At 71.2% G+C, this 26,434-nt stretch carries 26 protein-coding genes; 11 read left to right on the plus strand and 15 right to left on the minus strand.

The features are described from left to right. Positions 1–2: 2 nt before the first annotated feature. Positions 3–1,490 (minus strand): anthranilate synthase component I, encoded by a 1,488-nt coding sequence (locus ABZ642_RS13980; RefSeq protein WP_360482176.1) that lies wholly within the window; start codon positions 1,488–1,490, stop codon positions 3–5. Between the two features lie 11 nt (positions 1,491–1,501). Next, complete coding sequence (gene hisI, locus ABZ642_RS13985; protein ID WP_360482179.1) at positions 1,502–1,906, minus strand: phosphoribosyl-AMP cyclohydrolase; 405 nt, start codon at positions 1,904–1,906, stop codon at positions 1,502–1,504. An 82-nt stretch (positions 1,907–1,988) separates the two neighbouring features. Here hisI and ABZ642_RS13990 point away from each other — a divergent pair, with 82 nt between their 5' ends. Beyond that, positions 1,989–2,624 carry a TIGR03085 family metal-binding protein gene (locus ABZ642_RS13990; RefSeq protein ID WP_360482182.1) on the plus strand — a complete coding sequence of 212 codons (636 nt, stop codon included), beginning with the start codon at positions 1,989–1,991 and terminating at the stop codon, positions 2,622–2,624. A 10-nt stretch (positions 2,625–2,634) separates the two neighbouring features. Beyond that, complete coding sequence (locus tag ABZ642_RS13995) at positions 2,635–3,033, plus strand: VOC family protein (protein ID WP_360482185.1); 399 nt, start codon at positions 2,635–2,637, stop codon at positions 3,031–3,033. Positions 3,034–3,066: 33 nt separating this feature from the next. On the opposite strand, the gene hisF is transcribed toward ABZ642_RS13995, so the two are convergent. From hisF to hisD, 8 genes are read right to left on the minus strand one after another with little or no spacing between them, the layout of a single operon-like run. Continuing rightward, positions 3,067–3,822, minus strand: coding sequence for an imidazole glycerol phosphate synthase subunit HisF (gene hisF, locus ABZ642_RS14000; RefSeq protein ID WP_360482188.1), 756 nt, complete (start codon positions 3,820–3,822; stop codon positions 3,067–3,069). Continuing rightward, on the minus strand, positions 3,819–4,217 hold the full coding sequence (locus ABZ642_RS14005) for a RidA family protein (RefSeq protein WP_360482191.1): 399 nt from the start codon (positions 4,215–4,217) through the stop codon (positions 3,819–3,821). The genes hisF and ABZ642_RS14005 overlap by 4 nt, the downstream gene beginning before the upstream one ends. Further along, complete coding sequence (gene priA, locus ABZ642_RS14010; protein ID WP_351732568.1) at positions 4,214–4,939, minus strand: bifunctional 1-(5-phosphoribosyl)-5-((5-phosphoribosylamino)methylideneamino)imidazole-4-carboxamide isomerase/phosphoribosylanthranilate isomerase PriA; 726 nt, start codon at positions 4,937–4,939, stop codon at positions 4,214–4,216. Before priA ends, ABZ642_RS14005 begins: the two co-directional genes overlap by 4 nt. Further along, a complete protein-coding gene (hisH, locus tag ABZ642_RS14015; RefSeq protein ID WP_360482194.1) occupies positions 4,936–5,586 on the minus strand; it encodes an imidazole glycerol phosphate synthase subunit HisH in 651 nt (216 codons plus the stop codon). The genes priA and hisH overlap by 4 nt, the downstream gene beginning before the upstream one ends. Continuing rightward, entirely contained in the window at positions 5,577–5,741 is a 165-nt protein-coding gene (locus ABZ642_RS14020) for a hypothetical protein (RefSeq protein ID WP_351732562.1), read from the minus strand. Before ABZ642_RS14020 ends, hisH begins: the two co-directional genes overlap by 10 nt. A gap of 4 nt (positions 5,742–5,745) precedes the next feature. Beyond that, on the minus strand, positions 5,746–6,339 hold the full coding sequence (hisB, locus tag ABZ642_RS14025; protein WP_028422551.1) for an imidazoleglycerol-phosphate dehydratase HisB: 594 nt from the start codon (positions 6,337–6,339) through the stop codon (positions 5,746–5,748). Continuing rightward, entirely contained in the window at positions 6,336–7,445 is a 1,110-nt protein-coding gene (locus tag ABZ642_RS14030) for a histidinol-phosphate transaminase (RefSeq protein ID WP_360482199.1), read from the minus strand. Before ABZ642_RS14030 ends, hisB begins: the two co-directional genes overlap by 4 nt. Continuing rightward, positions 7,442–8,767, minus strand: a complete 1,326-nt coding sequence (hisD, locus tag ABZ642_RS14035) for a histidinol dehydrogenase (RefSeq protein WP_360482202.1) — start codon at positions 8,765–8,767, stop codon at positions 7,442–7,444. The genes ABZ642_RS14030 and hisD overlap by 4 nt, the downstream gene beginning before the upstream one ends. A 200-nt stretch (positions 8,768–8,967) precedes the next feature. Here hisD and ABZ642_RS14040 point away from each other — a divergent pair, with 200 nt between their 5' ends. The 4 genes from ABZ642_RS14040 to ybaK all read left to right on the plus strand — a co-directional run bounded on the left by ABZ642_RS14040 (position 8,968) and on the right by ybaK (position 13,074). Further along, the gene (locus ABZ642_RS14040) at positions 8,968–10,539 is read left to right on the plus strand and encodes an oxidoreductase (RefSeq protein ID WP_360482205.1); all 1,572 of its coding nucleotides are present in this window, start codon (positions 8,968–8,970) and stop codon (positions 10,537–10,539) included. A gap of 213 nt (positions 10,540–10,752) precedes the next feature. Continuing rightward, positions 10,753–11,805: a hypothetical protein gene (locus ABZ642_RS14045; RefSeq protein ID WP_360482208.1), complete on the plus strand. Its 1,053-nt coding sequence runs from the start codon at positions 10,753–10,755 to the stop codon at positions 11,803–11,805. Between the two features lie 11 nt (positions 11,806–11,816). Then, positions 11,817–12,557 (plus strand): LON peptidase substrate-binding domain-containing protein, encoded by a 741-nt coding sequence (locus ABZ642_RS14050; RefSeq protein ID WP_360482211.1) that lies wholly within the window; start codon positions 11,817–11,819, stop codon positions 12,555–12,557. 16 nt (positions 12,558–12,573) lie between these two features. Continuing rightward, entirely contained in the window at positions 12,574–13,074 is a 501-nt protein-coding gene (gene ybaK / locus ABZ642_RS14055; RefSeq protein WP_360482214.1) for a Cys-tRNA(Pro) deacylase, read from the plus strand. Between the two features lie 354 nt (positions 13,075–13,428). Here the strand turns inward: ybaK and ABZ642_RS14060 are convergent, their stop codons facing one another. The 4 genes from ABZ642_RS14060 to ABZ642_RS14075 form a co-directional block, all read right to left on the minus strand. Then, on the minus strand, positions 13,429–14,085 hold the full coding sequence (locus ABZ642_RS14060; protein WP_360482217.1) for an AAA family ATPase: 657 nt from the start codon (positions 14,083–14,085) through the stop codon (positions 13,429–13,431). Positions 14,086–14,119: 34 nt separating this feature from the next. After that, positions 14,120–14,944, minus strand: a complete 825-nt coding sequence (locus ABZ642_RS14065) for an ABC transporter permease (RefSeq protein WP_360482220.1) — start codon at positions 14,942–14,944, stop codon at positions 14,120–14,122. Between the two features lie 88 nt (positions 14,945–15,032). Continuing rightward, on the minus strand, positions 15,033–16,007 hold the full coding sequence (locus ABZ642_RS14070) for an ABC transporter ATP-binding protein (protein ID WP_360482502.1): 975 nt from the start codon (positions 16,005–16,007) through the stop codon (positions 15,033–15,035). Positions 16,008–16,106: 99 nt separating this feature from the next. Further along, the gene (locus ABZ642_RS14075) at positions 16,107–17,348 is read right to left on the minus strand and encodes an NYN domain-containing protein (RefSeq protein WP_360482223.1); all 1,242 of its coding nucleotides are present in this window, start codon (positions 17,346–17,348) and stop codon (positions 16,107–16,109) included. Between the two features lie 220 nt (positions 17,349–17,568). On the opposite strand from ABZ642_RS14075, the gene ABZ642_RS14080 reads away from it, so the two are divergent. Continuing rightward, entirely contained in the window at positions 17,569–17,745 is a 177-nt protein-coding gene (locus ABZ642_RS14080; RefSeq protein WP_360482226.1) for a hypothetical protein, read from the plus strand. Positions 17,746–17,845: 100 nt separating this feature from the next. Here the strand turns inward: ABZ642_RS14080 and dnaE are convergent, their stop codons facing one another. Continuing rightward, entirely contained in the window at positions 17,846–21,385 is a 3,540-nt protein-coding gene (gene dnaE / locus ABZ642_RS14085) for a DNA polymerase III subunit alpha (RefSeq protein ID WP_360482229.1), read from the minus strand. A 233-nt stretch (positions 21,386–21,618) separates the two neighbouring features. Here dnaE and ABZ642_RS14090 point away from each other — a divergent pair, with 233 nt between their 5' ends. From ABZ642_RS14090 to ABZ642_RS14105, 4 genes are all read left to right on the plus strand, one after another. Further along, positions 21,619–22,953 (plus strand): DUF2252 domain-containing protein, encoded by a 1,335-nt coding sequence (locus ABZ642_RS14090; RefSeq protein ID WP_360482232.1) that lies wholly within the window; start codon positions 21,619–21,621, stop codon positions 22,951–22,953. Positions 22,954–23,020: 67 nt separating this feature from the next. Beyond that, positions 23,021–23,713 carry a hypothetical protein gene (locus ABZ642_RS14095; RefSeq protein WP_360482235.1) on the plus strand — a complete coding sequence of 231 codons (693 nt, stop codon included), beginning with the start codon at positions 23,021–23,023 and terminating at the stop codon, positions 23,711–23,713. A gap of 100 nt (positions 23,714–23,813) precedes the next feature. Continuing rightward, entirely contained in the window at positions 23,814–24,656 is an 843-nt protein-coding gene (locus ABZ642_RS14100; RefSeq protein ID WP_360482238.1) for a thioredoxin domain-containing protein, read from the plus strand. Positions 24,657–24,759: 103 nt separating this feature from the next. Beyond that, positions 24,760–26,430 carry an alkaline phosphatase D family protein gene (locus ABZ642_RS14105; protein WP_360482241.1) on the plus strand — a complete coding sequence of 557 codons (1,671 nt, stop codon included), beginning with the start codon at positions 24,760–24,762 and terminating at the stop codon, positions 26,428–26,430. Positions 26,431–26,434: the final 4 nt, after the last annotated feature.

Raw genomic sequence — 26,434 nt, forward strand, 5'->3', positions numbered from 1 at the left:
CCCTACTTGCCCAGTCTGTTGGCCGTGTGCACCGCGCGCAGCACCGCCGCCGCCTTGTTGCGGCACTCCTGGTCCTCCGCGACCGGGTCGGAGTCGGCGACGATGCCCGCGCCCGCCTGGACGTACGCCGTGCCGTCCCGCAACAGGGCGGTGCGGATGGCGATCGCGGTGTCGGAGTCGCCGGCGAAGTCGAGGTAGCCGACGCAGCCGCCGTACAACCCTCTTCTGGACGGCTCCAGTTCGTCGATGATCTGCATCGCCCGGGGCTTGGGGGCGCCGGAGAGGGTGCCGGCCGGGAAGCAGGCGGTCAGGACATCGAAGGCGGTGCGGCCCTCGGAGACCTTGCCGGTGACCGTCGAGACGATGTGCATGACGTGCGAGTACCGCTCGACGGACATGAAGTCGACGACCTCGACGGAGCCCGGTTCGCAGACCCGGCCCAGGTCGTTGCGTCCGAGGTCGACGAGCATCAGGTGCTCGGCGCGCTCCTTGGGGTCGGCCATCAGCTCGTCGGCGAGGTCCTGGTCCTCGCGCGGGGTGGCCCCGCGCGGCCGGGTGCCGGCGATGGGGTGGACCATGGCCCGCCCGTCCTCGACCTTGACCAGGGCCTCGGGGGACGAGCCGACGACGTCGAAGCCCTCGAAGCGGAAGAGGTACATGTACGGCGAGGGGTTGGTGGCCCGCAGGACGCGGTAGACGTCCAGCGCGCTCGCCGTGCACGGGGTCTCGAAGCGCTGCGAGGGGACGACCTGGAAGGCCTCGCCCGCGCGGATGCGCTCCTTGATGTCCTCGACCGCGGCCTGGAAGTCGGGACCGCCCCACAGGGCGGTGTACTCGGGGAGCTCGGAGGGGGGCAGGGCGGCCGGGGGCTGGGCGACCGGGCGGGAGAGGTCGGCCTCCATGGCGTCCAGGCGGGCGATCGCGTCGCTCCAGGCCTCGTCGACGCCGGTGTCGAGGTCGTTGTGGTTGATCGCGTTGGCGATCAGCAGGACCGAGCCCTCCCAGTGGTCCATCACCGCGAGGTCGCTGGTGAGGAGCATGGTCAGCTCGGGCAGCCCGAGGTCGTCGCGCTCCCCCGGGCCGATCTTCTCCAGGCGGCGCACGATGTCGTAGCCCAGATAGCCCACCATGCCGCCGGTGAACGGGGGCAGGTCCTCCGCGTGCGGGGTGTGCAGGGCCTCGATGGTGGCGCGCAGGGCGGCCAGCGGGTCGCCGTCGACGGGCACGCCGACCGGCGGGGCGCCGAGCCAGTGGGCCTGGCCGTCACGAGCGGTGAGAGTGGCCGCGGAGCGGACGCCCACGAACGAGTAGCGAGACCATTGGAAGGCTGTGCGGCCGTTCTCGGCGGACTCCAGCAGGAAGGTGCCGGGGCGCTCGGCGGCGAGCTTGCGGTAGAGCGCGACCGGGGTGTCGCCGTCGGCGAGGAGTTTGCGGGTGACCGGGATGACGCGCCGGTCGGTCGCCAGCTTGCGGAAGGTCTCCAGTTCCATGGCGGCAGACCTTACTGATCGGAGGCCGGGTCGCCGGAACCGGCGCCGTCCTTGAGGAGCACGTCGGCGTCGAAGCAGGTGCGGTCGCCGGTGTGGCAGGCGGCGCCCACCTGGTCGACCTTGACCAGCAGGGTGTCGGCGTCGCAGTCGAGGGCGACGGACCTGACCCACTGGAAGTGGCCGGAGGTGTCCCCCTTGACCCAGTACTCCTGGCGGCTGCGCGACCAGTAGGTGCAGCGGCCGGTGGTGAGGGTGCGGTGCAGCGCCTCGTCGTCCATCCAGCCGAGCATCAGTACCTCGCCCGTGTCGTACTGCTGGGCGATGGCGGGCAGGAGGCCGTCGGCGCTGCGCTTGAGGCGGGCGGCGATCTCCGGGGCGAGGCCGCTGGGCGGGGGCGTACCGGTCGTACTGGTCATGGGTGCCATTGTGCCGCGCGGCACCGACAGTCACGGACCGTGTCCACTGTCCGGACCGTGCGTGGGGCCGTAGGCTGGCAACATGTCGACCTTCGCCAAGCGTGAACGGCTTCTGCTCGCCGACCTCTTGGAGACCGCCGGTCCCGAGGCGCCGACCCTCTGCGAGGGCTGGGTGACCCGTGATCTGGCCGCGCACGTGGTGGTGCGTGAGCGCCGGCCGGACGCGGCCGGGGGCGCGCTGATCAAACAACTCGCGCCACGCCTGGAGAAGGTGATGGCCGAGTTCGCCGCGAAGCCGTACGAGGAGCTGATCCAGCTGATCCGTACCGGCCCGCCGCGGTTCTCGCCGTTCCAGCTCAAGCAGATCGACGAGACGGCCAACACGGTGGAGTTCTACGTCCACACCGAGGACGTCCGCCGTGCCCAGCCGGACTGGGCGCCGCGCGAGCTGGACCCCGTCTTCCAGGACGCCCTGTGGTCCCGTCTGGAGCGCACCGCACGGCTGCTGGGCAGGGGGGTGCCGACGGGCCTGGTGCTGCGCCGTCCGGACGGCCAGACGGCCGTCGCCCATCGCGGCGCCCCGGTGGTCACGGTGACCGGCGAGCCCTCCGAGCTGCTGATGTTCGCCTTCGGCCGGCAGAACGCGGCGAAGGTCGCGGTGGACGGCGACGAGGACGCGATCGCCAAGCTGCACGAGGCCAAGCAGCTGGGCATCTGAGGAGCCCGTGATGATCAAGGTCGCGATGACCAACGTGTACGTCGACGACGTGGTCAAGGCGCACGCCTTCTACACCGACGTCCTCGGCTTCGAGACCCGCACCCGGCTGGACCTCGGCGGAGGCACCCTGTTCATCACGGTCGGCGCGCCCGGCGGCGCCCAGCCGGACCTCCAGCTGCTCCTGGAGCCCGGCCAGGGCACCATCGCGGAGCCCTACCGCAAGGCCGTGTACGAGGCGGGCCTGCCGGCCATCGTCTTCTCGGTCGACGACATCCGCGCGGAGTACGACCGCCTGCGCGCCCTGGACGTCCGCTTCGCCCACGAGCCGCAGGAACAGGGCCCGGTGATCGCGGCCGTCCTGGACGACACGGTCGGCAACCTGATCCAGCTCACCCAGCCGAAGGGCTGAGGAGCCGCGGCCGGGCCGAGGCCCGGCGTGGTGTCAGCGGACGGGGTGGCCGGCTCCTCGCAGGGCCTGCTTGACCTCGCCGATGCGCAGGTCGCCGAAGTGGAAGACGGAGGCCGCGAGGACGGCGTCCGCGCCCGCTGCGACGGCCGGGGCGAAGTCGGCCAGCTTGCCGGCGCCGCCGGAGGCGATGACCGGGATGGTGACGTGCTTGCGGACGGCTGTGATCATCTCCAGGTCGTAGCCGTCCTTGGTGCCGTCCGCGTCCATCGAGTTGAGCAGGATCTCCCCGGCGCCCAGTTCGGCGGCCCGGTGTGCCCACTCGACCGCGTCGATGCCGGTGCGGCGGCGGCCGCCGTGGGTGGTGACCTCGAAGGTGCCTTCGGGGGTGCGGCGGGCGTCCACCGACAGGACCAGGACCTGCCGGCCGAAGCGCTCCGCGATCTCCCGGATCAGGTCCGGACGCGCGATCGCCGCGGTGTTGACGCCCACCTTGTCGGCGCCGGCCCGCAGCAGTTTGTCGACGTCCTCGGCCGTGCGCACCCCGCCGCCGACGGTCAGCGGGATGAAGACCTGCTCGGCGGTGCGGCGCACCACGTCGTAGGTGGTCTCCCGGTCGCCGGAGGACGCGGTGATGTCCAGGAAGGTCAGCTCGTCGGCGCCCTCCGCGTCGTACACCTTGGCCATCTCGACCGGGTCGCCCGCGTCGCGCAGGTTCTGGAAGTTGACGCCCTTGACGACCCGGCCGTTGTCCACGTCCAGGCAGGGGATGACTCGGACCGCCAGGGTCATGCCGTGGTCTCCCCTCGGTATGCCTCCACCTCGACCTCGACGACCAGGCTGGGGTCCACGAAGCCGGAGACGATGATCATGGATGCGGCGGGCCGGACGGAGTCGAACAGTTCCTTGTGGGCGCGTCCGACATCGTCCACGTCCCGTGCGTGGGTGACGTACATACGTGTCCGGACCACATCGTCACGGCCGAGGCCCAGCTGCTCCAGCGCCGCGAACGCGACGTTGAAGGAGTTGACCGTCTGTTCGTAGGGGCCGCCCCCGGCGATCTCGCCGTCCACTATGGAGGTGCAGCCGGAGACCAGGACCAGGCCGTTGGGCAGTTCCACCGCGCGGGAGTACCCGAAGGCGTCTTCCCAGGGCGCGCCCGTCGTGACACGTCGCAGCTCGCTCACGGGGACACCGCCTCCAGTGCTTCTTCCAAGGTGAACGCCTTGGCGTAGAGGGCCTTTCCGACGATGGCGCCCTCGACACCGAGGGGTACCAGCTCGGCCAGCGCGCGGAGGTCGTCCAGCGACGACACGCCGCCGGAGGCCACGACCGGCCGGTCGGTCGCCGCGCAGACGTTCTTCAGGAGCTCCAGGTTCGGGCCCTGGAGGGTGCCGTCCTTGGCGATGTCGGTGACGACGTACCGCGCGCAGCCCTCCTGGTCGAGGCGGGCCAGCGTCTCGTAGAGGTCGCCGCCGTCGCGGGTCCAGCCGCGGCCGCGCAGCGTCGTGCCCTTGACGTCCAGGCCCACCGCGATCTGGTCACCGTGCTCGGCGATGACCTTGGCGACCCACTCCGGGCTCTCCAGGGCGGCCGTGCCGAGGTTCACCCGGCGGCAGCCGGTGGCCAGGGCGGCCGCCAGCGAGGCGTCGTCCCGGATCCCGCCGGAGAGCTCCACCTTGATGTCCATCGCCCCGGCGACCTCGGCGATCAGCTCGCGGTTGTCGCCGGTGCCGAACGCGGCGTCCAGGTCGACCAGGTGCAGCCACTCGGCGCCCGACCGCTGCCAGGCGAGGGCGGCCTCCAGGGGGGAGCCGTAGGAGGTCTCGGTCCCCGACTCGCCGTGCACGAGGCGGACGGCCTGGCCGTCGCGGACGTCGACGGCGGGGAGGAGTTCGAGCTTGCTCACAGTGTTCCGATCCAGTTGGTGAGGAGCTGGGCGCCGGCGTCGCCGGACTTCTCGGGGTGGAACTGGGTGGCCCACAGGGCGCCGTTCTCCACGGCGGCCACGAACGGCTTGCCGTGCGTCGACCAGGTCACCAGCGGGGCCCGCAGCGCGGCGTTGTGCGTCTCCAGCGACCAGTCCTGGACGGCGTAGGAGTGCACGAAGTAGAAGCGTGCGTCGGCGTCCAGGCCCGCGAACAGCTCGGAGCCGGCCGGCACGTCCACGGTGTTCCAGCCCATGTGGGGCACGATCTCGGCCTGCAGCGGCTCGACCGAGCCGGGCCACTCGTCGAGGCCGTCGGTCTCCACGCCGTGCTCGATGCCGCGCGCGAACAGGATCTGCATGCCGACGCAGATGCCCATCACCGGCCGTCCGCCGGACAGCCGCCGGTCGATGATCCAGTCCCCGCGAGCCCCGCGCAGGCCCTCCATGCAGGCGGCGAAGGCGCCGACGCCGGGCACCAGCAGGCCGTCGGCGTTCATCGCCCTGTCGAAGTCACGGGTTATCTCGACGTCGGCCCCGGCGCGGGCGAGCGCCCGCTCGGCGGAGCGGACGTTCCCGAAGCCGTAGTCGAAGACGACGACCTTCTTGGTGGATCCGCTCAATTCCACACCTCCAGCCTCACGACACCCGCCACCAGGCACATCGCGGCGCCGATCGAGAGCAGCACGATGAGGCTGGTGGGCATCTTCTGCTTGACGAAGGAGATGATTCCGCCGACCAGGAAGAGGCCGACAACGATCAGTATGGTGGACAGCCCGGTCATGGCTTTACAGCGCGCCCTTCGTCGACGGGAGGATGCCGGCCGCGCGCGGGTCGCGCTCGGAGGCATAGCGCAGCGCCCTGGCGAGCGCCTTGAACTGGCATTCCACGATGTGGTGTGCGTTGCGCCCATAGGGCACGTGCACATGGAGGGCGACCTGGGCCTGGGCCACGAAGGACTCCAGGATGTGCCGGGTCATGGTGGTGTCGTACTCGCCGATCATCGGGGCCATGTTCTCCGGCTCCGTGTGCACGAGGTACGGGCGGCCCGACAGGTCCACCGTGACCTGGGCGAGGGACTCGTCCAGCGGGACCGTGCAGTTGCCGAAGCGGTAGATGCCGACCTTGTCGCCGAGCGCCTGCTTGAAGGCGGCGCCGAGGGCGAGGGCGGTGTCCTCGATGGTGTGGTGCGAGTCGATGTGCAGATCGCCGTCGGTCTTCACGGTGAGGTCGAACAGGCCGTGCCGGCCGAGTTGGTCGAGCATGTGGTCGTAGAAGCCGACACCGGTGGCGATGTCGGTCTTCCCGGTGCCGTCGAGGTCGATCTCGACGAGGACCGAGGTCTCCTTGGTGGTGCGCTCCACGCGCCCTACGCGGGTCATGCGTCCAGCTCCTTCTTGACTTCACGTACCGCGTCGAGGAACGCGTCGTTCTCTTCGGGGGTTCCGGCGGACACCCGCAGGAAGCCGGGCACGCCGTTGTCGCGGACCAGGACCCCGCGGTCGAGGATCGCCTGCCAGACGCGGTGGGGGTCCTCGAACCGCCCGAACTGCACGAAGTTCGCGTCGGACGCGGTGACTTCCAGGCCGAGCGCGCGCATCTCGGCGACCAGCCGGTCCCGCTCGGCCTTCAGCTGCTCGACGTACTTCAGCAGGGTGTCGGTGTGCTCCAGGGCGGCCAGCGCGGTCGCCTGGGTGATCGCCGACAGGTGGTACGGCAGCCGGACGAGCTGTACGGCGTCCACCACCGCGGGGTGCGCGGCGAGGTAGCCGAGGCGCAGACCGGCCGCGCCGAAGGCCTTCGACATGGTCCGGGAGAGGACGAGATTCGGCCGACCTTCGAGCAGCGGCAGCAGCGAGGCGCCGTGGCTGAACTCGACGTACGCCTCGTCGACGATGACCATGGACGGCCGGGCCGCCTGGGCCGCGTCGTACAGCGCGAGGACCGTCTCGGCGGGCACCGCGTTGCCGGTGGGGTTGTTGGGGGTCGTGATGAACACGACGTGCGGCCGGTGCTCGGCGATCGCACGGCCGGCGACCTCGACGTCGAGGGTGAAGTCGTCCTCGCGCGGGCCGGAGATCCACTCCGTGCCGGTGCCGCGCGCGATCAGCGAGTGCATCGAGTACGACGGCTCGAAGCCGAGCGCGGTACGGCCGGGTCCGCCGAAGGTCTGCAGCAGTTGCTGGATGACCTCGTTGGAGCCGTTGGCCGCCCAGACGTTCTCGACTGCGAGCTGGTGGTTGCCGGTCTTCGTCAGGTACCTGGCCAGCTCGGTGCGGAGCTGGACCGCGTCCCGGTCGGGGTAGCGGTTCAGGTCCCGGGCGGCCTCGCGGACCCGCTCGGCGATCCGCTCGACCAGCGGCTCGGGCAGCGGGTAGGGGTTCTCGTTGGTGTTCAGGCGTACGGCGACGTCCAGCTGGGGCGCGCCGTAGGGGGACTTGCCGCGCAGCTCGTCCCGTACGGGGAGATCGTCGATTCCGAAGTTCACTTGCTCGCCGGTACCTTCCACCCGAACCTCGCCTTGACCGCCGCGCCGTGTGCCGGCAGGTCCTCCGCCTCCGCCAGCGTGACCACGTGGTGCGCGACGTCGGCCAGCGCCTCCCGCGTGTAGTCGACGATGTGGATGCCTCGCAGGAAGGACTGCACGGACAGCCCGGAGGAGTGGCAGGCGCAGCCGCCGGTGGGCAGCACGTGGTTGGACCCGGCGGCGTAGTCGCCGAGGGAGACCGGCGCCCAGGGGCCGACGAAGATCGCGCCCGCGTTGCGGACCCGGTCGGCCACCGCCGCGGCGTCCGCGGTCTGGATCTCCAGGTGTTCGGCGCCGTACGCGTCGACGACCCGCAGGCCTTCCTCGACGCCGTCGACCAGGACGATCGCGGACTGCCGGCCCTCGAGCGCCGGGACGATCCGGTCGTCGACGTGCTTGGTGGCCGCGACCTGCGGTTCCAGCTCCTTCGCCACCGCGTCCGCGAGCTCGACGGAGTCGGTGACCAGGACGGCGGCGGCCAGCGGGTCGTGCTCGGCCTGGCTGATCAGGTCGGCGGCGACGTGCACCGGGTCGGCGGTGGCGTCGGCGAGGACCGCGATCTCGGTCGGGCCGGCCTCGGCGTCGATGCCGATCCGGCCGGTGAAGTAGCGCTTGGCGGCGGCGACCCAGATGTTGCCGGGGCCGGTGACCATGGTGACGGGCGGGCAGGACTCGGTGCCGTACGCGAACATCGCGACGGCGGAGGCTCCGCCGGCCGCGTACACCTCGTCGACGCCGAGCAGGGCGCAGGCGGCGAGGATCGTCGGGTGCGGCAGGCCGCCGAACTCCGCCTGCGGCGGCGAGGCGAGCGCGATGGACTCGACGCCGGCCTCCTGCGCGGGCACGACGTTCATGACCACGGACGAGGGGTAGACGGACCGGCCGCCGGGCGCGTAGAGCCCGACCCGTTCGACCGGCACCCACTTCTCGGTGACCGATCCGCCGGGGACGACCTGGGTGGTGTGGCTGCTACGGCGCTGCTCGCGGTGGACCAGACGGGCGCGCCGGACGGACTCCTCCAGGGCCGCGCGCACGGCCGGGTCCAGCTCCTCCAGCGCCCTGGTCAGGGCCTCGGCGGGCACCCGCACCTGCTTCAGGGCGACCCCGTCGAACCTCTCGGCGAAGTCGATCAGCGCCGCGTCGCCCCGATGATGCACGGCCTCGCAGATCGGACGCACCTTCTCCAGGGCGGCCGAGACGTCGAAGTCGGCTCGGGGCAGCAGGTCGCGCAGGGCCAGTCCCTCGGGGAGGGCGTCGCCGCGCAGATCGATTCGGGAGATCACAGGCTCAATTCTCTCAGACGGCACTCGGGGCCCGTTCGCGCGTATCAATGGCTGATACAGAACGTGAGCCGAAAGCCGGTACATAGCCTGGCCGGAACCCGGAAGATCACCTTCACGTGTTGTGTTCGAGAGGTGACGGACCGGGCATCACCGCTGGGCGAACACCTGACTGACGAGTAGCTGAGGAAGAAGGAAGAGCCGTGACCGAGGGGGTCCGGGACGGGGATCTGCCGGACGATCTGACCGCGGCCGAGGCCGGCATGTGGCAGGCCTTCCGCAACGGCAGTGTGTACGACCTGAGCAGCGGCGACGCGCAGATGGACGATCCGCACGGCGGCCACCCCTGGGGGCCCGAGCGGACCGTGCGGGCGCGGATCGTCTGCTGGCTGCTGCTCGACGGCCCGCCGGCGCTCGCGGGCCGGGTGGCCGCGCTGAAGCTGGCCGGCCTGCGGATCACCGGCGCCCTGGACCTGGCGGGTGGCACGGTCACCCCGTACGTGGAGCTGCGCGGCTGCCGGTTCGACGACGAGGTCCTGCTGCCGGAGGCGCACTTCACCACCGTCCGGTTCGTGGGCTGCGCGGTGCCACGCCTCGAGGCGGCCCGGGTGCGCACGGAGGGTGACCTGCACCTGCCGCGCTGCCGCTTCCTGGGCGGGGTCCGGCTGACCGACGCGCACATCGGCACCGACCTGCTGCTGAACCAGGCGGTGGTGTACCGGGACCGCAGCGGCCGGTCGATCGCGGCGGACGGCATGACGGTCGGGCAGGATCTGCAGGCGGAGCTCCTGGAGTCGTACGGGGAGCTGAGCCTGCGCAGCGCCAAGGTGGGCGTCTCGCTGAGCCTGCGCGGGGCCCGGTTGCGCAATCCACACGGGCGGTTCGCGCTGAACGCGCCCCAGCTGACCGTCGGCCGCACCCTGTACCTGACCCCCGCCGGGGTGGGCGGCCCCTGGCAGAGCGGCACGACCCCGGCGCGCGGGACCCGGATCCAGCGGTTCGAGTGCCAGGGCGGGATCCGGCTGGACGACGGGCGGTTCGGGGACGCCGTCGACCTGGAGCGGGCGCGCTTCACCTTCACGGACGACCAGGAGCTGTCGCTGCGCCGGGTGCAGGCTCCGGAACTGCGGTTCCTCGGGGAGGAGCCGCAGCGTGGCCGGGTGGTGCTGTCGGGCGCCCGGACCGTGAACCTGGTGGACCGGGCGACCAGCTGGCCGGGCCCCGGGCGGCTGCACATGGGCGGCTTCGCCTACGAGAACCTGGTTCCGCAGGGCCCGTTCCCGCTGACCCGGCGGCTCGGCTGGGTGGCGGCGGCGACCGCCGAGTACAACCCGGAGCCGTACGAGCGGCTCGCGACCGTGCTGCGGGCCGCCGGCGAGGACGAGGACGCGCGCGAGGTGCAGCTCGCCAAGCAGCGCCGGCGCCGCGAGACGCTGCCGGTCGCCGCCAAGTTCTGGGGGTACGCGCAGGACCTGACGGTGGCCTACGGCTACCGGCCGGGCCGGGCGGCGGTGTGGATGGCGGTGCTGTGGGCGGCGGGCACGCTCGCCTTCGCGCACGCCCCGCATCCGCCGATGACCTCCGGCGGGCATCCGGTCTGGGACCCGGCGCTGTTCGTCCTCGATCTGCTGCTGCCGGTGATCGACCTGGGCCAGGTCGATCAGTGGCGCCTCAGCGGGGGCTGGCAGTGGGCGGCCGCCGCGATGATCCTGCTGGGCTGGATCCTGGCGACGACGGTGGCGGCGGGGGCCACCCGGCTGCTGAGGCGCGGTTAGGCGCGGTGGGCGCCGTCAGGCGCTGGTCGGGCACGGTAGGCACGGCGGGGCGCGGTAGGGCACGCTAGGCACGGCTGGGTGCGCCTGGCAGGTACCCCATAGGTGAGCAACAGTCACCTTTTACCTTCCCTTGACCTGTAACCGTACAACTTTCACGGAGTTGGCCTGGTGGTCTGGCGCGCGCTCGACCTGCGGACTTTCAATGGCGACACCATGGCTTCGCTGCGCGCGCTGTTCCGCCCCACACGGACGGCAAGGATCACCCCACGCCCCGCCCTCGGTCCGCTGCCGGCCGACGACGAGGTCTTCCTCGACGCGCCCGACGAACGGCTCGCCCCCGTGCTGGTCGCGGCGGGCCGTGGCGAGTACCAGCCCGCCGCACGACTGCTGGCCGGTACCCGGGCCGCGGCCGAGTGGGAGGCGCGGGACCGCTACGTGCACCGGCTCGCCCTCTTCGCCCGCTCCCGGGCCGAGTGGCTGGGCGACTGGTCCGCGGCCGCTCCCCACGACCCGGACCTGCTCCTGCTCCGGGCCCAGCTGGCGGTGGACCAGGCCTGGCCCTCCCCGGCCCGGACCGAGTTGCTACGCGCGGTGAGTCCCCTGATCACGGCCGCCGCACGGGGCGACGACCGCGACCCGGTGCCCTGGCGGGTGGCGCTGGACCACGCGCGCGGCTCCGACGCCGGTCACAAGTACTTCGAGGAGCTGTGGGAGGCGGCGGTCCGGCGCGCCCCGCACCACTACGGCTGCCATGTGGCGGCCCTGCGCTATCTGGGCACGTACTGGCACGGCTCGCACGGCGAGTGCTTCGACTTCGCCGACCTGGCCGCCCAGGACGCCCCGGCCGACTCCCTCGTCCAGGCCCTCCCGGCCCGCGCCGCCTTCTCCTACCTCGCCGACGGCTGCGGACCGGTGGTGCCGCGCGCCCGCCTGGAGGCGGCGGCCGACCGGGCGATCGCCCTCTCCGGGCGGTTCCCGGCGGCCGACCCCTGGCCGGCCGAGGTCCGCAACAAGCTGATGTACCTCCTGGTCCGGCTGGAGCGCTGGGAGGCCGCCCGCACCCAGCTGCACCTGATCGGCCCGTACGTCACGTCGTTCCCCTGGGACCGCCTGTCCGACGACCCGCTGGGCCATTTCGTACGGCTGCGGGCGCACCTGCTGGCCGGTACCGAACCGCTCCCCGAGACCGGACCGGTCCCCTCGCAGCGGAGCGCGGGACGCCCACAGGCCGAGCACGGCGGACACGTTCCCGCCGATGACCACTAGGCTGTGGCGCCGTGACCACCGTCCGTCTTCCCCTCTTCCCACTGAACTCGGTGCTGTTCCCGGGGCTCGTGCTGCCGCTGAACGTCTTCGAGGAGCGCTATCGCGCCATGATGCGCGATCTCCTGAAGACCCCCGAGGAGGAACCACGCCGGTTCGCCGTCGTGGCGATCCGCGACGGCCACGAGGTGGCACCGAGCGCGCCGGGCATGCCGGATCCGACGGCCCAGCCCGACCGGGGGCCGACGGCCGGCTTCGGGCCCGACCCCCTCAAGTCCTTCCACCGGGTGGGCTGCGTGGCGGACGCGGCGACGATCCGGGAGCGGGCGAACGGCACGTTCGAGGTGCTGGCGACCGGGACCAGCCGGGTGCGGCTGCTCTCCGTCGACGCGTCGGGGCCGTTCCTGACGGCGGAGCTGGAGGAGCTGCCCGAGGAACCGGGCGACGAGGCGGGCGCGCTGGCGGAGGGGGTGCTGCGGGCCTTCCGCCAGTACCAGAAGCGGCTGGCGGGGGCGCGGGAGCGCTCGCTGTCGACGGGCGTCGAACTCCCCGACGAACCGTCCGTGGTCTCCTACCTGGTCGCCGCGGCGATGATGCACGACATCCCCACCAAGCAGCGGCTGCTCCAGGCGCCCGACACCGCGTCCCGGCTCCGCGACGAGCTGAAACTGCTTCGCTCCGAGACGGCGATCATCCGTAACCTGCCGTCACTGCCCGCGGCGGAGCTGACGCGGACGCCGACGAGCCTGAACTGAGCCGGGGTTTCCTGACATGCCGAAGAAGTCGAAGAAGCAGCAGTCCGGCGGCACCCCGGCGACGGTGGCCCTGACCGCGGCGGGCGTGGACTTCACCGTCCACTCCTACGACCACGACCCCTCCCACCCGTCCTACGGCGAGGAGGCGGCGGAGGCGATGGGTGTGTCCCCCGACCGGGTCTTCAAGACCCTGGTCGCGGACGTCGACGGCGCACTCACGGTCGCGGTGGTGCCGGTGGCCGGCAGCCTGGACCTGAAGGCCCTGGCGACGGCGGTCGGCGGCAAACGCGCGGCGATGGCGGACCCGGCCCTGGCCGAGCGCACGACGGGCTACGTCCGCGGTGGCATCTCCCCGCTGGGCCAGCGCAAGAAGCTCCCCACGGTCCTGGACGCGTCGGCGTCCAGCCACCCCACGATCTGCGTCTCGGCGGGCCGCCGCGGCCTGGAGGTCGAGCTGTCCCCGACGTCCCTGGCCGACCTGACGGACGCGACCGTGGCACCCATCGGGCGTGCGTGACCTCTCGACGCGGCTCCCGTTCTCGGTTAATTACGGGAGACATGTCAAAGAAGACACGGAAACGAAAGTGGCGCACGAAGAAGGGCCACGCGAACCACGGTCGCCGTCCGGCATAGGGAATGGGAGCACGGGCGAACTGCCGACCACGGCCCGCCGCGGTCGGATCGCGCGGTTCCCCGCGCTCGTGAGCCTCGCAGCCGGTCCGCACCCCCACCACTCGGCCCGTCCGGCGTTCGAGGACGAGGCCGTTCAGACCGATGCGGGGGTCCGGGGCGGCAGCCGCCGGGTGCGGGGGCCGAAGGGGGCCGAGCCCCCTGGACAGATGGGACGGGTAAGGGCGGCGGGGGCGGAGAACTACGCCGGCGGAGCCGCGTACGGTCCGTCCTCGTAGGGCGGCTCCGGATCCCGCGGCCCGAACAACGCCGTCAGCCCCAGGTGCACCACCAACGCCGACAGCGACCACGCCAGCAACGCCCCCTTCGCCCCCAACTTCAGCGGCGCCGAGAACGTGACCCCCTTGCCCACGGCCTTCGCGTGCGCGATCACGTCGTGCTCCGGCCCCAGCCACACGCCCAGCCGCCACGCCAGCAGCGACCCGAGCACCCCTCCGACCCCCAGCGCCACCACCAGCGGCACGCCGCCGCGCCGCTGCCACAGGAACGCCACCGCCGCGCTCACCGCCCCGAACGCCAGCGCCAGCAGCGTGAACGTCCCGTCCACCCCCACCGCCTGCTCGCCCTCGGTGTCCTCGAGGTAGACCACCCAGCCCTTGGTGGTGTGGTCCCCCACCAGCGGGACGTGTGGCGCCAGCCACAGCCACAGCAGGCCGAGCAGCACCCCGCTCACCGCCACCGCGAGAACGATCACCGTGGCCTGACGCAGCTCGGTCTTCATCCCGGGACCGTCCTGTCCGTACGATGCTTCGACCGTCCTGGCAGGCGGCGGCGCCTGCCAGGCCTGGTGCGAGGACTGGTCGTGCGGCGGCGGAGGCGGCGTCAACGGTGCGGTCACCCTGACATCGTGCCAGGTCGGCCTGTGCGGCGCGTCACCGGACGGCGGCCCGACGGTACGCCCAGGTGGCGACGGCCAACGAGACGACCCCCACCCCGGCGCACACGCCCAGGTCAGCAAGGACGACGGCCCAGTCGGGCCGCGCCCCGAAGGTCCGGGCGTAGGCCTCCACGCCGTACGTCGAGGGCAGCAGGTCACGTGCGAACTGGATGATCCCCGGCATCCGGTCCGGCGGCAGCACACCGAGCAGCAGTGCCGCCGACATGCCCAACTGCCCCAGCAGCGTGGCGAGTTCGGGCCGGGGCGCGAGCAGCCCACAGGCGGCGCCGAGCCCGGACAGAGCGGCCCCCGCCAGCGGGATCACGGCCAGCAGAATCCACAGGTTGCTCAGCGGCAGCCCGAACAGCACACACCCGAAGACGGCCGTCACCAGCGTCCCCGGCACGGTGAAGGAGGCGTACGCCGCGGCCGCCCCGAGCACCACGGAGGCCGGCGGCACCGGCAGCGTGGCGTAGTGGTCGAGGCCGCCGCTCGCCCGCAGCTGCCCGAAGTACTGCGCGAGCAGGTTCAGGGCCACGTAGGCGACGACGACCACCGACGACCCCGCCACCACGGACTGGGCCTCGCCCCGGCTGTCCACCACCCCGCGCATCATGATCATGATGCCGACGGACTGGAAGGTCGCGACGAACAGCAGCGGGATGCGCGCCACCCGGGCACGGGACAGCTGCGCCCGGTAGACGGCCGCCAGCGACGGCCACAGACGCGCACGCGGGCCCAGCTCGGCCGCCGCGCGCGGCGCCGTCTCCTCCAGGGCCAGGGCACCGCCCGGCAGAACCTCCGCGGGTACGACACTCACGTCGCGCAGCTCCTCTTCCCAACGGCATCCACGGCACGTACGGCCGCCGCGCCTTCCCGTACGGGCCCGGTCGCCCCGGCGTTCACGCTCATGCCTTCACCAGCCCCTGCCGTGCGGCGCCGCCCAGCTCCAGATAGACGTCCTCCAGGCTGGGCGTGGCGAGGGTGAAGTCGTCGAGGGCCGCGAAGGCGGCCCCGCCGGTCACCGTGGCGACGACGGCACGCGCCTCCTCGGGTGCGAGCCGCAGCGTCCAGCGCCGGCCGGACTCGACGGCACGCTCCCGCAGGACGGCCACCTCGGGCACGTCCAGCGGGGGCCGATCCCGCCACACCAGTTCCACCCGCACCTCGCCGGCGACCCGTTCCTTGAGCCCGGCCGGGGTGTCACAGGCGATGACCCGCCCCTGGTCGAGCACGGCGACCCGGTCGAGCACCGTCTCGGCCTCGATCACGTTGTGGGTGACCAGGACGACGGTCGCGCCGTGCTCGGCCCGGCGCCGGTCGACAGCGGCCCACACGGCCCGCCGGGCCACCGGGTCCATCCCGGTCGTCGGCTCGTCGAGCACCAGCAACGGCCGCTGTCCGACCAGCGCCGCGGCGAAGCAGGCCAGCCGCCGCTGGCCGCCGGAGAGTTTCTTGATCGCCCGCCCGGCGAGGGGCGCGAGCCCCAGCTCCGCCAGCACCGCGTCCCGCTCGGCACGGGCCTGCCGTACGTCCAGGCCGCGCAGCCGCCCGGTGGTCTCGGCGGCGAGGGACACGGTCAGCTCGTCGAGGGCGCTGGACTCCTGGCCGAGGTAGGCGAGGATCCGCGCGGCCCGCTCAGGATGTCGCACGATGTCGTGGCCGAGGATCTCGACGGTGCCGGCGTCGGGCCGCAGCAGCCCGGTGAGCTGTCGTACGAGGGTGGACTTGCCGGCTCCGTTCGGCCCGAGCAGCCCGAAGATCTCCCCGCGCCGGACATCGAGGTCCACCCGGTCGGTGGCCCGGACCTCGGGCACCGCGGGAGTCCCACGCCGCCCTTTGACCGCGGCGTAGGTCTTCGTCAGCCCACGCACGGCACACACCACGTCGCTCTGCTGCCGAAGTGCCCGACCCACGCCCGTACTCACAAGGGACGAGACTACGGGGTCGGTCCCGTTTACTCGCCTTTGGGGCCGTCGGCTTCACGACCCCGGGGCCGACTCATTCGCCGGCGCATGCTCCGCGGCCCCCGCCGGCACGTCGATCTCGCGCCAGAACCCCGCCCGAATGGCGTACCGGTCGTGCTCGTCGATCTGGTCGTCCTTGTGCGCCAGCAGCCCGAACCGGGCCGCGTACCGCAACAGCTCCCCGTCGATCCGATGCGGAATCCGCGGGTACATCCCGGACAGCTTCTGCACGTGGTTCTGGTCGCCCAGCCGCGAGATCCACCGCCGTGCGAACACCTGCCCGACCTCGTACGGATCCCCGCCGACGGTCGTGATGTCCTCCTCCCGGTCGGCCCACCGCTGCTCCGCCGTCGTCAGCTGGGCCAGCGTCGGCATGGAGACGGCCTCCGCGGGCTCCGCGACGGCGCCCGGCCGGTCCACCCACCCCTTGTCGGAGGACCACCGCAGGGTCGCCGTGGTCGCCGTGGGCTGCACCGGCTGCGCGCCCGGCGCCCGCAGCGCGGCGAGGTCCTTCGGCGTGGGCACCCCCTTGGGCGCCGGCACCCGATCGGCCGCCCCGTTCTCCGCCGCGCCCGCCACGGGCGCCCGCTCGGCCTCGTCGGCCCCCGGCTCGGCCGCGGCCGCCAGCCCCGAGTCGGGCAGCGGCGCCGAGAGGATCGCGGCGATCTCCGGCCGCGGCGCCGGCGGCGGCGCGCAGACCCCGGTCAGCTCCTTCGCCCGCACCGCCTGGGTGATCCACGCGCGGTCCAGGACCCGCCGCTCGTCGGCCTCCGCGACCAGGTCCTCGGACTGGTTGTAGTCCCCGTCGGCGGCCTGCACGGCCCACAGGTGCACGGCGACCCCGTGCTCCTTCGCGGCCATCATGCCCGGCAGCAGATCACCGTCGCCGGTCACCAGCACGACGTCCGAGCAGGCGCGGTTGCGGGCCAGCTCGGTCAGCTCGGCGTGCATGGCCGCGTCCACGCCCTTCTGGGCCCAGCGTCCGTCGCTGCGGGTCAGCGCGCCGAGCCGGACGGTGACCCGGGGCATCACGCGCAGCCGTCGGTGTTCCGGCTGCGGGACGCGGTCGGGGGCGCCGTCGAACCAGTAGATGCGCAGCAGTGGACGCTCGGTGTCGGATTCCGCGCGGTCGCGCAACGCCTGGATGAGCGCGGCGTGGTCGACGGTGATCCGGGATCGGGAGGGCTCACCGGCGAGGAGACTGGCGGCGGCACCCAGCAGATACCCGGCGTCCACCAGGACAATGCAGCGGTCCACGCGACTCACCCTCTTTCCGGGAGGTTTGCTTTCGGGGCTTCCTTCGAGTCTGCCCGACGGCGCGGGGGTTAACGGCCCGAACTCGATCTTCGGCGTGGCGTTTCGGCTCCTCGCTCTCCGACAAACCCTGTCACACACGGTAATTATCCGAAATGCGTCTGTTGTCAGCCTATGTGAATCTGAATTCGGCCCCTAGATCCCCCACAGGAGGCAGATCACCATGGCCAAGAACAAGAACCGCAAGGGTGGCTCTCAGAACCGCACCTCGCAGACCGAACAGACCCACGAGCACCCGCAGCGTACGTCGACGGAGTCCCAGGACTCGCCGGTGTCGCACATCCAGGGCAGCCCGGCGGACGTTGCTCGCAAGAAGCAGAAGAGCTTCGGCCACAACTGAGCGGACTGACCAGGTCCCGCCGGGCTGTTGAAGCCCAGGGACGCGGAAGGGGCGCACCCGGTGCGGGTGCGCCCCTTCCGCGCGCGTACGACCGGAGAACCTATCCGGCCAGGCAGGACGGGCCGAGCAGCACCTTCAGGTCGCCGAACAACGCCGGGTCCGGCTTCACCCGGTGCCGGTCCAGGCGCAGCACGGTCGTCTTCGTCGGCCCCTGGAGCTTGATCCGGACCTCGCTGTCGCCCTTGTGGTGGCTGAGGATCTCGCCGAGGCGGCTGACCATCGGCGGGGTGATCCGGGTGGCCGGGATGGTGAGGATCACGGGCGCGTTGGCACCCGCGGCGGACAGGTCCGGGATCGCCAGCTCCATCGCCACCAGGCGGGGCACGTCCTCGCGCTTGTCGAGGCGGCCCTTGACGAACACGACCGCGTCCTCGACGAGTTGGGTCGAGATGAGCTGGTAGGTCGCCGGGAAGAACATGCACTCGATGGAGCCCGCGAGGTCCTCGACGGTGGCGATCGCCCAGGCGTTGCCCTGCTTGGTCATCTTGCGCTGCAGGCCGGAGATGATGCCGCCGATGGTGACGACCGCGCCGTCGGCGTGCTCACCGCCGGTCAGCTGCGCGATGCCCGCGTCGGCCTTGTCGGAGAGCACGTGCTCCAGGCCGAAGAGCGGATGGTCGGAGACGTACAGACCGAGCATCTCCCGCTCCTGGGCGAGCAGATAGGTCTTGTCCCACTCGTCGGTGGTGAACTCCACGTCGAGGCCGAACCCGGGCTCGCTGCTCTCCTCCTCGCCCATCCCGCCGAAGAGGTCGAACTGGCCCTCGGCCTCCTTGCGCTTGACCTGCACCACGTTGTCGATCATCGGCTCGTACTGGGCGGTGAGGCCCTTGCGGGTGTGCCCGAGCGCGTCGAAGGCGCCCGCCTTGATGAGGGATTCCGTGGTCCGCTTGTTGCAGGCGGTGGCGTCGACCTTGTCCAGGTAGTCGGGGAAGGAGGCGAACTTCCCCTTCGCCTTGCGGGCCTTGATGATCGACTCCACGACACCCGTGCCGACGTTGCGCACGGCCTCCAGGCCGAAGAGGATCACGTCGTCGCCCTGGGCGGCGAAGTTGTGCACCGACTCGTTGACGTTCGGCGGGAGCACCTTGATGCCCATGCGGCGGCACTCGTTGAGGTAGACGGCCGACTTGTCCTTGTCGTCCTTGACCGAGGTGAGCAGCCCGGCCATGTACTCGGCGGGGTGGTTCGCCTTCAGATAGGCGGTCCAGTACGAGACCAGGCCGTACGCGGCGGAGTGCGCCTTGTTGAACGCGTATCCGGCGAACGGGACCAGCACGTCCCACAGCGCCTGGATGGCCTCGTCGCTGAAGCCCTTGTCCCGGGCGCCCTTCTGGAACAGGACGAAGTTCTTCGCCAGTTCGTCGGGCTTCTTCTTGCCCATCACACGGCGCAGGATGTCGGCCTCGCCGAGCGAGTAGCCGGCGATGATCTGCGCGGCCTTCTGCACCTGCTCCTGGTAGACGATCAGGCCGTAGGTGACGGCCAGGACCTCTTCCAGGGGCTCCTCCAGCTCCTTGTGGATCGGGGTGATCTCCTGGAGCTTGTTCTTGCGCAGCGCGTAGTTGGTGTGCGAGTCCATGCCCATCGGGCCGGGACGGTAGAGCGCGGAGACGGCGGAGATGTCTTCGAAGTTGTCGGGCTTCATCAGACGCAGCAGCGAGCGCATGGGGCCGCCGTCGAACTGGAAGACGCCGAGGGTGTCGCCGCGCTGGAGGAGTTCGAAGGTCTTCGGGTCGTCGAGCGGCAGGGCCAGCAGGTCGAGGTCGATGCCCTTGTTGGACTTCACCATCTTGACGGCGTCGTCCATGATCGTCAGGTTGCGCAGGCCGAGGAAGTCCATCTTCAGCAGGCCGAGCGACTCGCACTGCGGGTAGTCCCACTGCGTGATGGTCACACCGTCGGTGTGCCGCACCCAGATCGGGGCGTGGTCGACGATGGGCTCGCTGGACATGATCACGCCGGCCGCGTGCACACCCATCTGCCGGACCAGGCCCTCGACGCCCTTGGCGGTGTCGATGACCTTCTTGACGTCCGGCTCGTTCTCGTACATCCCGCGGATCTCGCCCGCCTCGTTGTACCGCGGGTGCGAGGGGTTGGTGATGCCGTCCAGGTCGATGCCCTTGCCGAGGACGTCGGCGGGCATCGCCTTGGTGAGGCGGTCGCCCATCGCGTACGGGTAGCCCAGCACGCGCGCGGAGTCCTTGATGGCGTTCTTGGCCTTGATCTTGCCGTAGGTGCCGATCATGGCGACCTTGTCGGCGCCGTACTTCTCGGTCACGTACCTGATCACCTCGACGCGCCGGCGCTCGTCGAAGTCGATGTCGACGTCGGGCATGGAGACGCGCTCGGGGTTGAGGAACCGCTCGAAGATCAGACCGTGCGGGATCGGGTCGAGGTCGGTGATGCCCATGGCGTACGCGACGATCGAACCGGCCGCGGAGCCTCGGCCGGGGCCGACCGCGATGCCGTTGTTCTTGGCCCACATGATGAAGTCGGCGACCACGAGGAAGTAGCCCGGGAACCCCATCTGGATGATGACGTCCAGCTCGTACTCGACCTGCTTCTGGCGGTCGTCCGGGACGCCGCCGGGGAAGCGGCGCTCCATGCCGCGGCGGACCTCCTCCTTGAACCAGGTGACCTCGGTGTAGCCCTCGGGGATGTCGAACTTCGGCATGAGGTTCTTCGCCTCGAACATGCCGGTGGTGTCGACCATCTCGGCGACCAGGAGCGTGTTGGCGCAGCCCTGCTGCCAGGCGTCCGAGGAGTCGACGGCGTACATCTCGTCCGTGGACTTCAGGTAGTAGCCGGTGCCGTCGAACTTGAAGCGGTCCGGGTCGGAGAGGTTCTTGCCGGTCTGGATGCACAGCAGGGCGTCGTGGGCGGTCGCCTCGTGCGCGTACGTGTAGTGCGAGTCGTTCGTCACCAGCGGCGGGATGCCGAGCTTCTTGCCGATCTCCAGGAGGCCGTCGCGGACCCGGTGCTCGATCTCGATGCCGTGGTCCATCAGCTCCAGGAAGTAGCGGTCCTTGCCGAAGATGTCCTGGTAGTCGGCGGCCGCCTTCAGCGCCTCGTCATACTGGCCGAGGCGGAGCCGGGTCTGCAGCTCGCCGGAGGGGCAGCCGGTGGAGGCGACGATCCCCTCGGACCACTGGGAGATCGTCTCCTTGTCCATCCGGGGCCACTTCTGCAGCCAGCCCTCGGCGTAGGCGTCGGAGGAGAGCCGGAAGAGGTTGTGCAGGCCGGTACTGTTCACCGCCCACATCGTCTTGTGGGTGTAGCCACCGGAACCGGAGACGTCGTCCCGCTTCTGGTGCGGCTGGCCCCACTGGATCTTGCGCTTGTTGCGCCGCGACTCGGGCGCGACGTACGCCTCGATCCCGATGATCGGGGTGACTCCGGCCTTCTGCGCGGTGTGGAAGAAGTCGTACGCCCCGTGCAGGTTGCCGTGGTCGGACATGGCGATGTGCGTCATGCCCATCTCGTTGCAGGCGTTGAACATGTCCTTCAGCCGCGCGGCACCGTCCAGCAGCGAGTACTGGGTGTGGACGTGCAGGTGCGTGAACGGCGGCTTTGACACGGTTTCGGCCTCCAGAGGAAACAAGCGTCGACGATCTTCCGACCGACTGCGGACCGACTGCGGACAGTCTGGTGGGACGGCGAAATCCTATGCCTCGGCACTGACAATCCGCCCGCCACCCCGCGTACCTTCAGGCGAAGAAAGCGGGCACTCCCCCGGACCTTCGCACGTTGGCCCGAAGGAGAGATCCGCCCCACATGTCACGCACCACCCGTACCAGGAGGCACCCAGCGATGCCGGACCCCCAGCTCAACGGCGAGCAGCGCGGCGAGGAGATCCTCGCCGTCTTCGACACCGCCTTCGGCGAGCTCCTGGCCGCCGACCCGGCCGCGTTCCGCGTGAAGTTCCGGAAGATGGCGGCCTCGGCCTTCGCCTTCTACCGGGGCACGGCGGCGCTCTTTTACCACGACGTGGACGCCGAGAAGCGCGGCGGCCCGTTCCTGGACGAGCGCACCTCGCGCGTGTGGATCCACGGCGACCTGCACGCGGAGAACTTCGGCACGTACATGGACTCCAACGGCCGCCTGGTCTTCAACGTCAACGACTTCGACGAGGCCTACGTCGGCCCCTTCACCTGGGACCTGAAGCGCTTCTCGGCCTCCATCGCGCTGGTCGGGTACGCGAAGGCCCTCAGCGACGAGCAGATCACCGAGCTGGTCGAGGTGTACGCGGGCGCCTACCGGGAGCGGATCCACGCGCTGGCGACCGGCGCCAAGAGCGACGAGGTGCCGCCCTTCACCCTGGACAGCGCCGAGGGCCCGCTGCTCGGCGCGCTGCGCGCGGCCCGCTCGCTGACCCGCTTCGAGCTGCTGGACTCGATGACGGAGATCCGCGACTGGGAGCGCCGCTTCGCCTCCGGCGGCGGCTCCATCGAGCTGGACGCCGCCACCCGCTACAAGGTCCTCGCCGCCTTCGACGGCTACCTGGAGACGCTTCCCGAGTCGTCCCTGTCCCGCCCGGACTCCTACCGCGTGAAGGACGTCGTCGGCCGGCGCGGCATCGGCATCGGCTCGGCCGGCCTGCCGTCGTACAACATCCTCCTGGAGGGCTCCACGGACGCCCTGGAGAACGACGTCGTGATCTACATCAAGCAGGCCCAGACCCCGGCCGTCTCCCGGCACATCACGGACCCGGCCATCCGCGACTACTTCCAGCACGAGGGCCACCGCACGGTGATCTCCCAGCGCGCCCTGCAGGCGCACGCCGACCCGTGGCTGGGCTGGACCGAGCTGGACGGCTCCGGGCAGCTGGTCGCCGAGGTGTCCCCGTACGCGGTCGACCTGGACTGGAGCGACATCGACGACCCGGAGGAGATCGCGGCGGTCGTCGCGGACCTCGGCCGGGCCACGGCGTCGATGCACTCGGCGGCGGACGACACCTCCGGCGAGTCCCTGGTGCCGTTCTCCACCGAGCGGGCCATCGACGCGGCGATCGCGGCGGACCCCGACGACGGCGCGGGCTTCGATCAACTCCTTGTGGACTTCGCGCACAGCTACGGCGCACGCGCGCGTGCCGACCACCAGATCTTCGTCGACCTGTTCCGCAACGGCCGTATTCCGGGCCTGTAACCTTCGCGGATTCACAGGGCTCTTTTAGGGGTCCCTTACATGAGTACGTGACAGACTCTCCACCGCTATGGACATATCCGGGACCCAGCTCAGAGCCGTGCGCGCGGCGCTGTTCACGGCATTCGTCGTGACGCTCAGCACCGCGTCGCACGTGCTGCTGTCCCGGGCCCCGCTGCCGTTCACCACGGTGGCCGCGGTCGCCGCCGGCGTGTTCGTCACGGCGTACGCGCTGGCGGGCCGCGAGCGCGGCTTCGGCCGGATCGCGGCCCTGCTGGTCCCGCTGGAACTGGCCGCCGACACGGTCTTCACCACCGGCCAGCACGCCTGCTACGGCCGGGCCGGCGGCCCCATCGCCGGCCCGCTGCGCGCGGTCGGCTTCGACGTGCTGTGCCACGGCGGCGCCGTCGGCACCCCGCTGGCCCAGATGACCGGCGGCTCCCGGGCCACCGCGGCGCTCGCCCACGCCGACCCGACCGCGGCCTGGCTGCTGCTGGCCGCGCACGTCGGCGTCGGTCTGCTGGCCGCCGCCTGGCTGCGTCGCGGCGAGCGCGCCCTGACCCAGCTGCTGCGCGCGGTCGCCGCCACCACCTTCCGCCCGCTGCTCCTCGCGGTCGCCGCGGGCACGGTCCGCCTGGTTCCGGTACGACGGCTGCCGCGTCCGGCGCCGCGTGCGGCCGCCGCCCGCGACCTGGTGCTCGTGCACTCCCTGGGACGGCGTGGACCGCCGTGCTCCCGGGCGCTCGCCCTGCCCTCCGCCTGAGCGCCCCTCCCTCGCCAGCAGGCCCGTCGTTCGAACACGACGAGTCCCCCACACGTATCCCGCGTACGACATGTGCGCGTCCCATATGGAGATCACCAACATGAGCCAGCGGAACAGCCAGTCCGCCAAGAACGCGGCCCGGGAGCGACTGCGCGTCGAGCGCGAGAAGCAGGCCAAGCGCGCCAAGGTCAAGCGCCAGGTCGTCGTGGCCTGCTCGGTCGTGGCCGTGCTGGCCGCGGCGGGCGGCATAGGTTACGCCGTCGTCCAGGCCAACAAGCCGGGCTACTGGGAGGACGAGAAGGACGCCAAGGTCGTCGCCCCGGCCAACACCACGGGCACCGACGGCACCACCGTCGTGATCGGCAAGTCCACCGCCCCGAAGACCCTCAAGGTCTACGAGGACCCGCGCTGCCCGATCTGTGCCCAGTTCGAGCAGACCGTCGGCTCGACGGTGAAGAAGGACATCGACGACGGCAAGTTCAAGATCCAGTACATCGGTGGCACGTTCATCGACGGCGACTCGCTGGGCAAGGACAAGATCGGCGCCAACGGCGAGGGCTCCAAGAACGCGATGAGCGCCATGGGCGCCGCGCTGAACGTCAGCCCCGAGGCGTTCCTGGAGTACAAGACCGCCCTCTACTCCACGAAGTGGCACCCCGAGGAGACGGACGACAAGTTCAAGAACGACAGCTACCTCATCCAGGTCGCCAACACCGTCCCGGCGCTGAAGAACAACAAGGCGTTCCAGGACGCCGTGAAGTCCGGCAAGTACGACGCCTGGGCGCTGGCCATGTCGAAGACCTTCGACACCAACAAGGACGGCGTGACGGGCACCCCGAGCTTCGTCATGAACGGCCAGATACTCAAGGCCGACTCCAACGGCAACCCGCCGATGACGGTCGCGGCCTTCAACTCGTTGGTGGACGCGGCCCTCAAGGCGTAACGCGCCGCAGTGCACAGGTACAGCACCCGCTCCGGGTGAAGAGCAGGCGAACTTTTTCTGGTTCGCCTGCTCTTGTTCATACCGGTCAGTAACCTGATCGGACGTGACCAGTCGATACAGATCAACTCAGGCTTCCGAGGGTGCCAACTCCCTCTCCCCGCGCCGCCGTACGGTCGTCAAGGCCGCGGCGGCGACGGCTGTCCTGGCCGCCCCGCTCGCCGCCGCGCTGCCGGCCCGGGCCGCCTCGGACGCCCCTGCCTTCCTGCACGGCATCGCCTCCGGCGACCCGCTGCCCGACGGCGTCCTGCTGTGGACCCGGGTGACGCCGAGCGCCGACGCGACCCCGGGCTCCGGTGTCGGCGCCGACACCGAGGTCAGCTGGGTCGTCGCCACCGACAAGGCGCTGACCAACGTCGTCTCCCGCGGCTCCACCACCGCGACCGCCGCCTCCGACCACACCGTCAAGGCCGACATCCGCGGGCTCGCCCCGGCCACCGACTACTGGTTCCGCTTCTCGGCCGGCGGCACGGACTCCGCGGTGGCGCGCACCCGCACCGCCCCGGCGACCGACGCCGCCGTCTCCGGCCTGCGCTTCGGTGTCGTCTCCTGCGCCAACTGGGAGGCCGGCTACTTCGCCTCCTACCGTCACCTGGCCGCCCGGAGCGACCTGGACGCGTGGCTGCACCTCGGCGACTACATATACGAGTACGGCACCGGCGAGTACGGCACCCGGGACACCGTGGTCCGCCAGCACGCGCCGACCCACGAGATCATCACCCTGGCCGACTACCGCACCCGGCACGGCAAGTACAAGACCGACGCCGACCTGCAGGCCCTGCACCTCAAGGCGCCGGTCATCGCGATCTGGGACGACCACGAGTTCGCCAACGACTCCTGGTCCGGCGGTGCCGAGAACCACACCGAGGGCGCCGAGGGCACCTGGACGGCCCGTCAGGCCGCCGCCAAGCAGGCCTACTTCGAGTGGATGCCGGTCCGCCCGGCCATCGCCGGCACCACCTACCGCCGGCTGCGGTTCGGCAAGCTCGCCGACCTCTCCCTGCTCGACCTGCGCTCCTTCCGCTCCCAGCAGGTCTCCACGGGCAGCGGCTCGGTCGACGACCCGGACCGCACCATCACCGGCCGCGCCCAGCTCGACTGGCTGAAGGCCGGATTGAAGGCCTCCGACACCACCTGGCGGCTGGTCGGCAACTCGGTGATGATCTCGCCGTTCGCCATCGGCTCGCTCTCCGCCGACCTGCTCAAGCCGCTCGCCAAGCTGCTCGGCCTGCCGCAGGACGGTCTCGCCCTCAACACCGACCAGTGGGACGGCTACACCGACGACCGCCGCGAGCTGCTGGCCCACCTGCGCTCCAACGCGATCGGCAACACGGTGTTCCTGACCGGCGACATCCACATGGCCTGGGCCAACGACGTGCCGGTGGACGCCGGCACCTACCCGCTCTCCGCCTCCGCGGCCACCGAGTTCGTGGTCACCTCGGTGACCTCCGACAACCTGGACGACCTCCTCAAGGTCTCCCCGGGTGTCGTCTCCACCGTCGCCGCGCCGGTCATCCAGCTGGCCAACCGCCATGTGCACTGGGTGGACACCGACCGGCACGGCTACGGCATCCTGGACATCACCGCCGCCCGGGCGCAGATGGACTACTACGTCCTCTCCGACAAGACGAAGGCCGACGCGACCTCGTCCTGGGAGCGTTCGTACCGCACCCGCAGCGGCACTCAGAAGGTCGAGCGCACCTACGACCCGGTGTAGCCGT

It is taken from the genome of Streptomyces sp. NPDC007157, assembly GCF_040634235.1.
Taxonomy (GTDB): Bacteria; Actinomycetota; Actinomycetes; order Streptomycetales; family Streptomycetaceae; genus Streptomyces.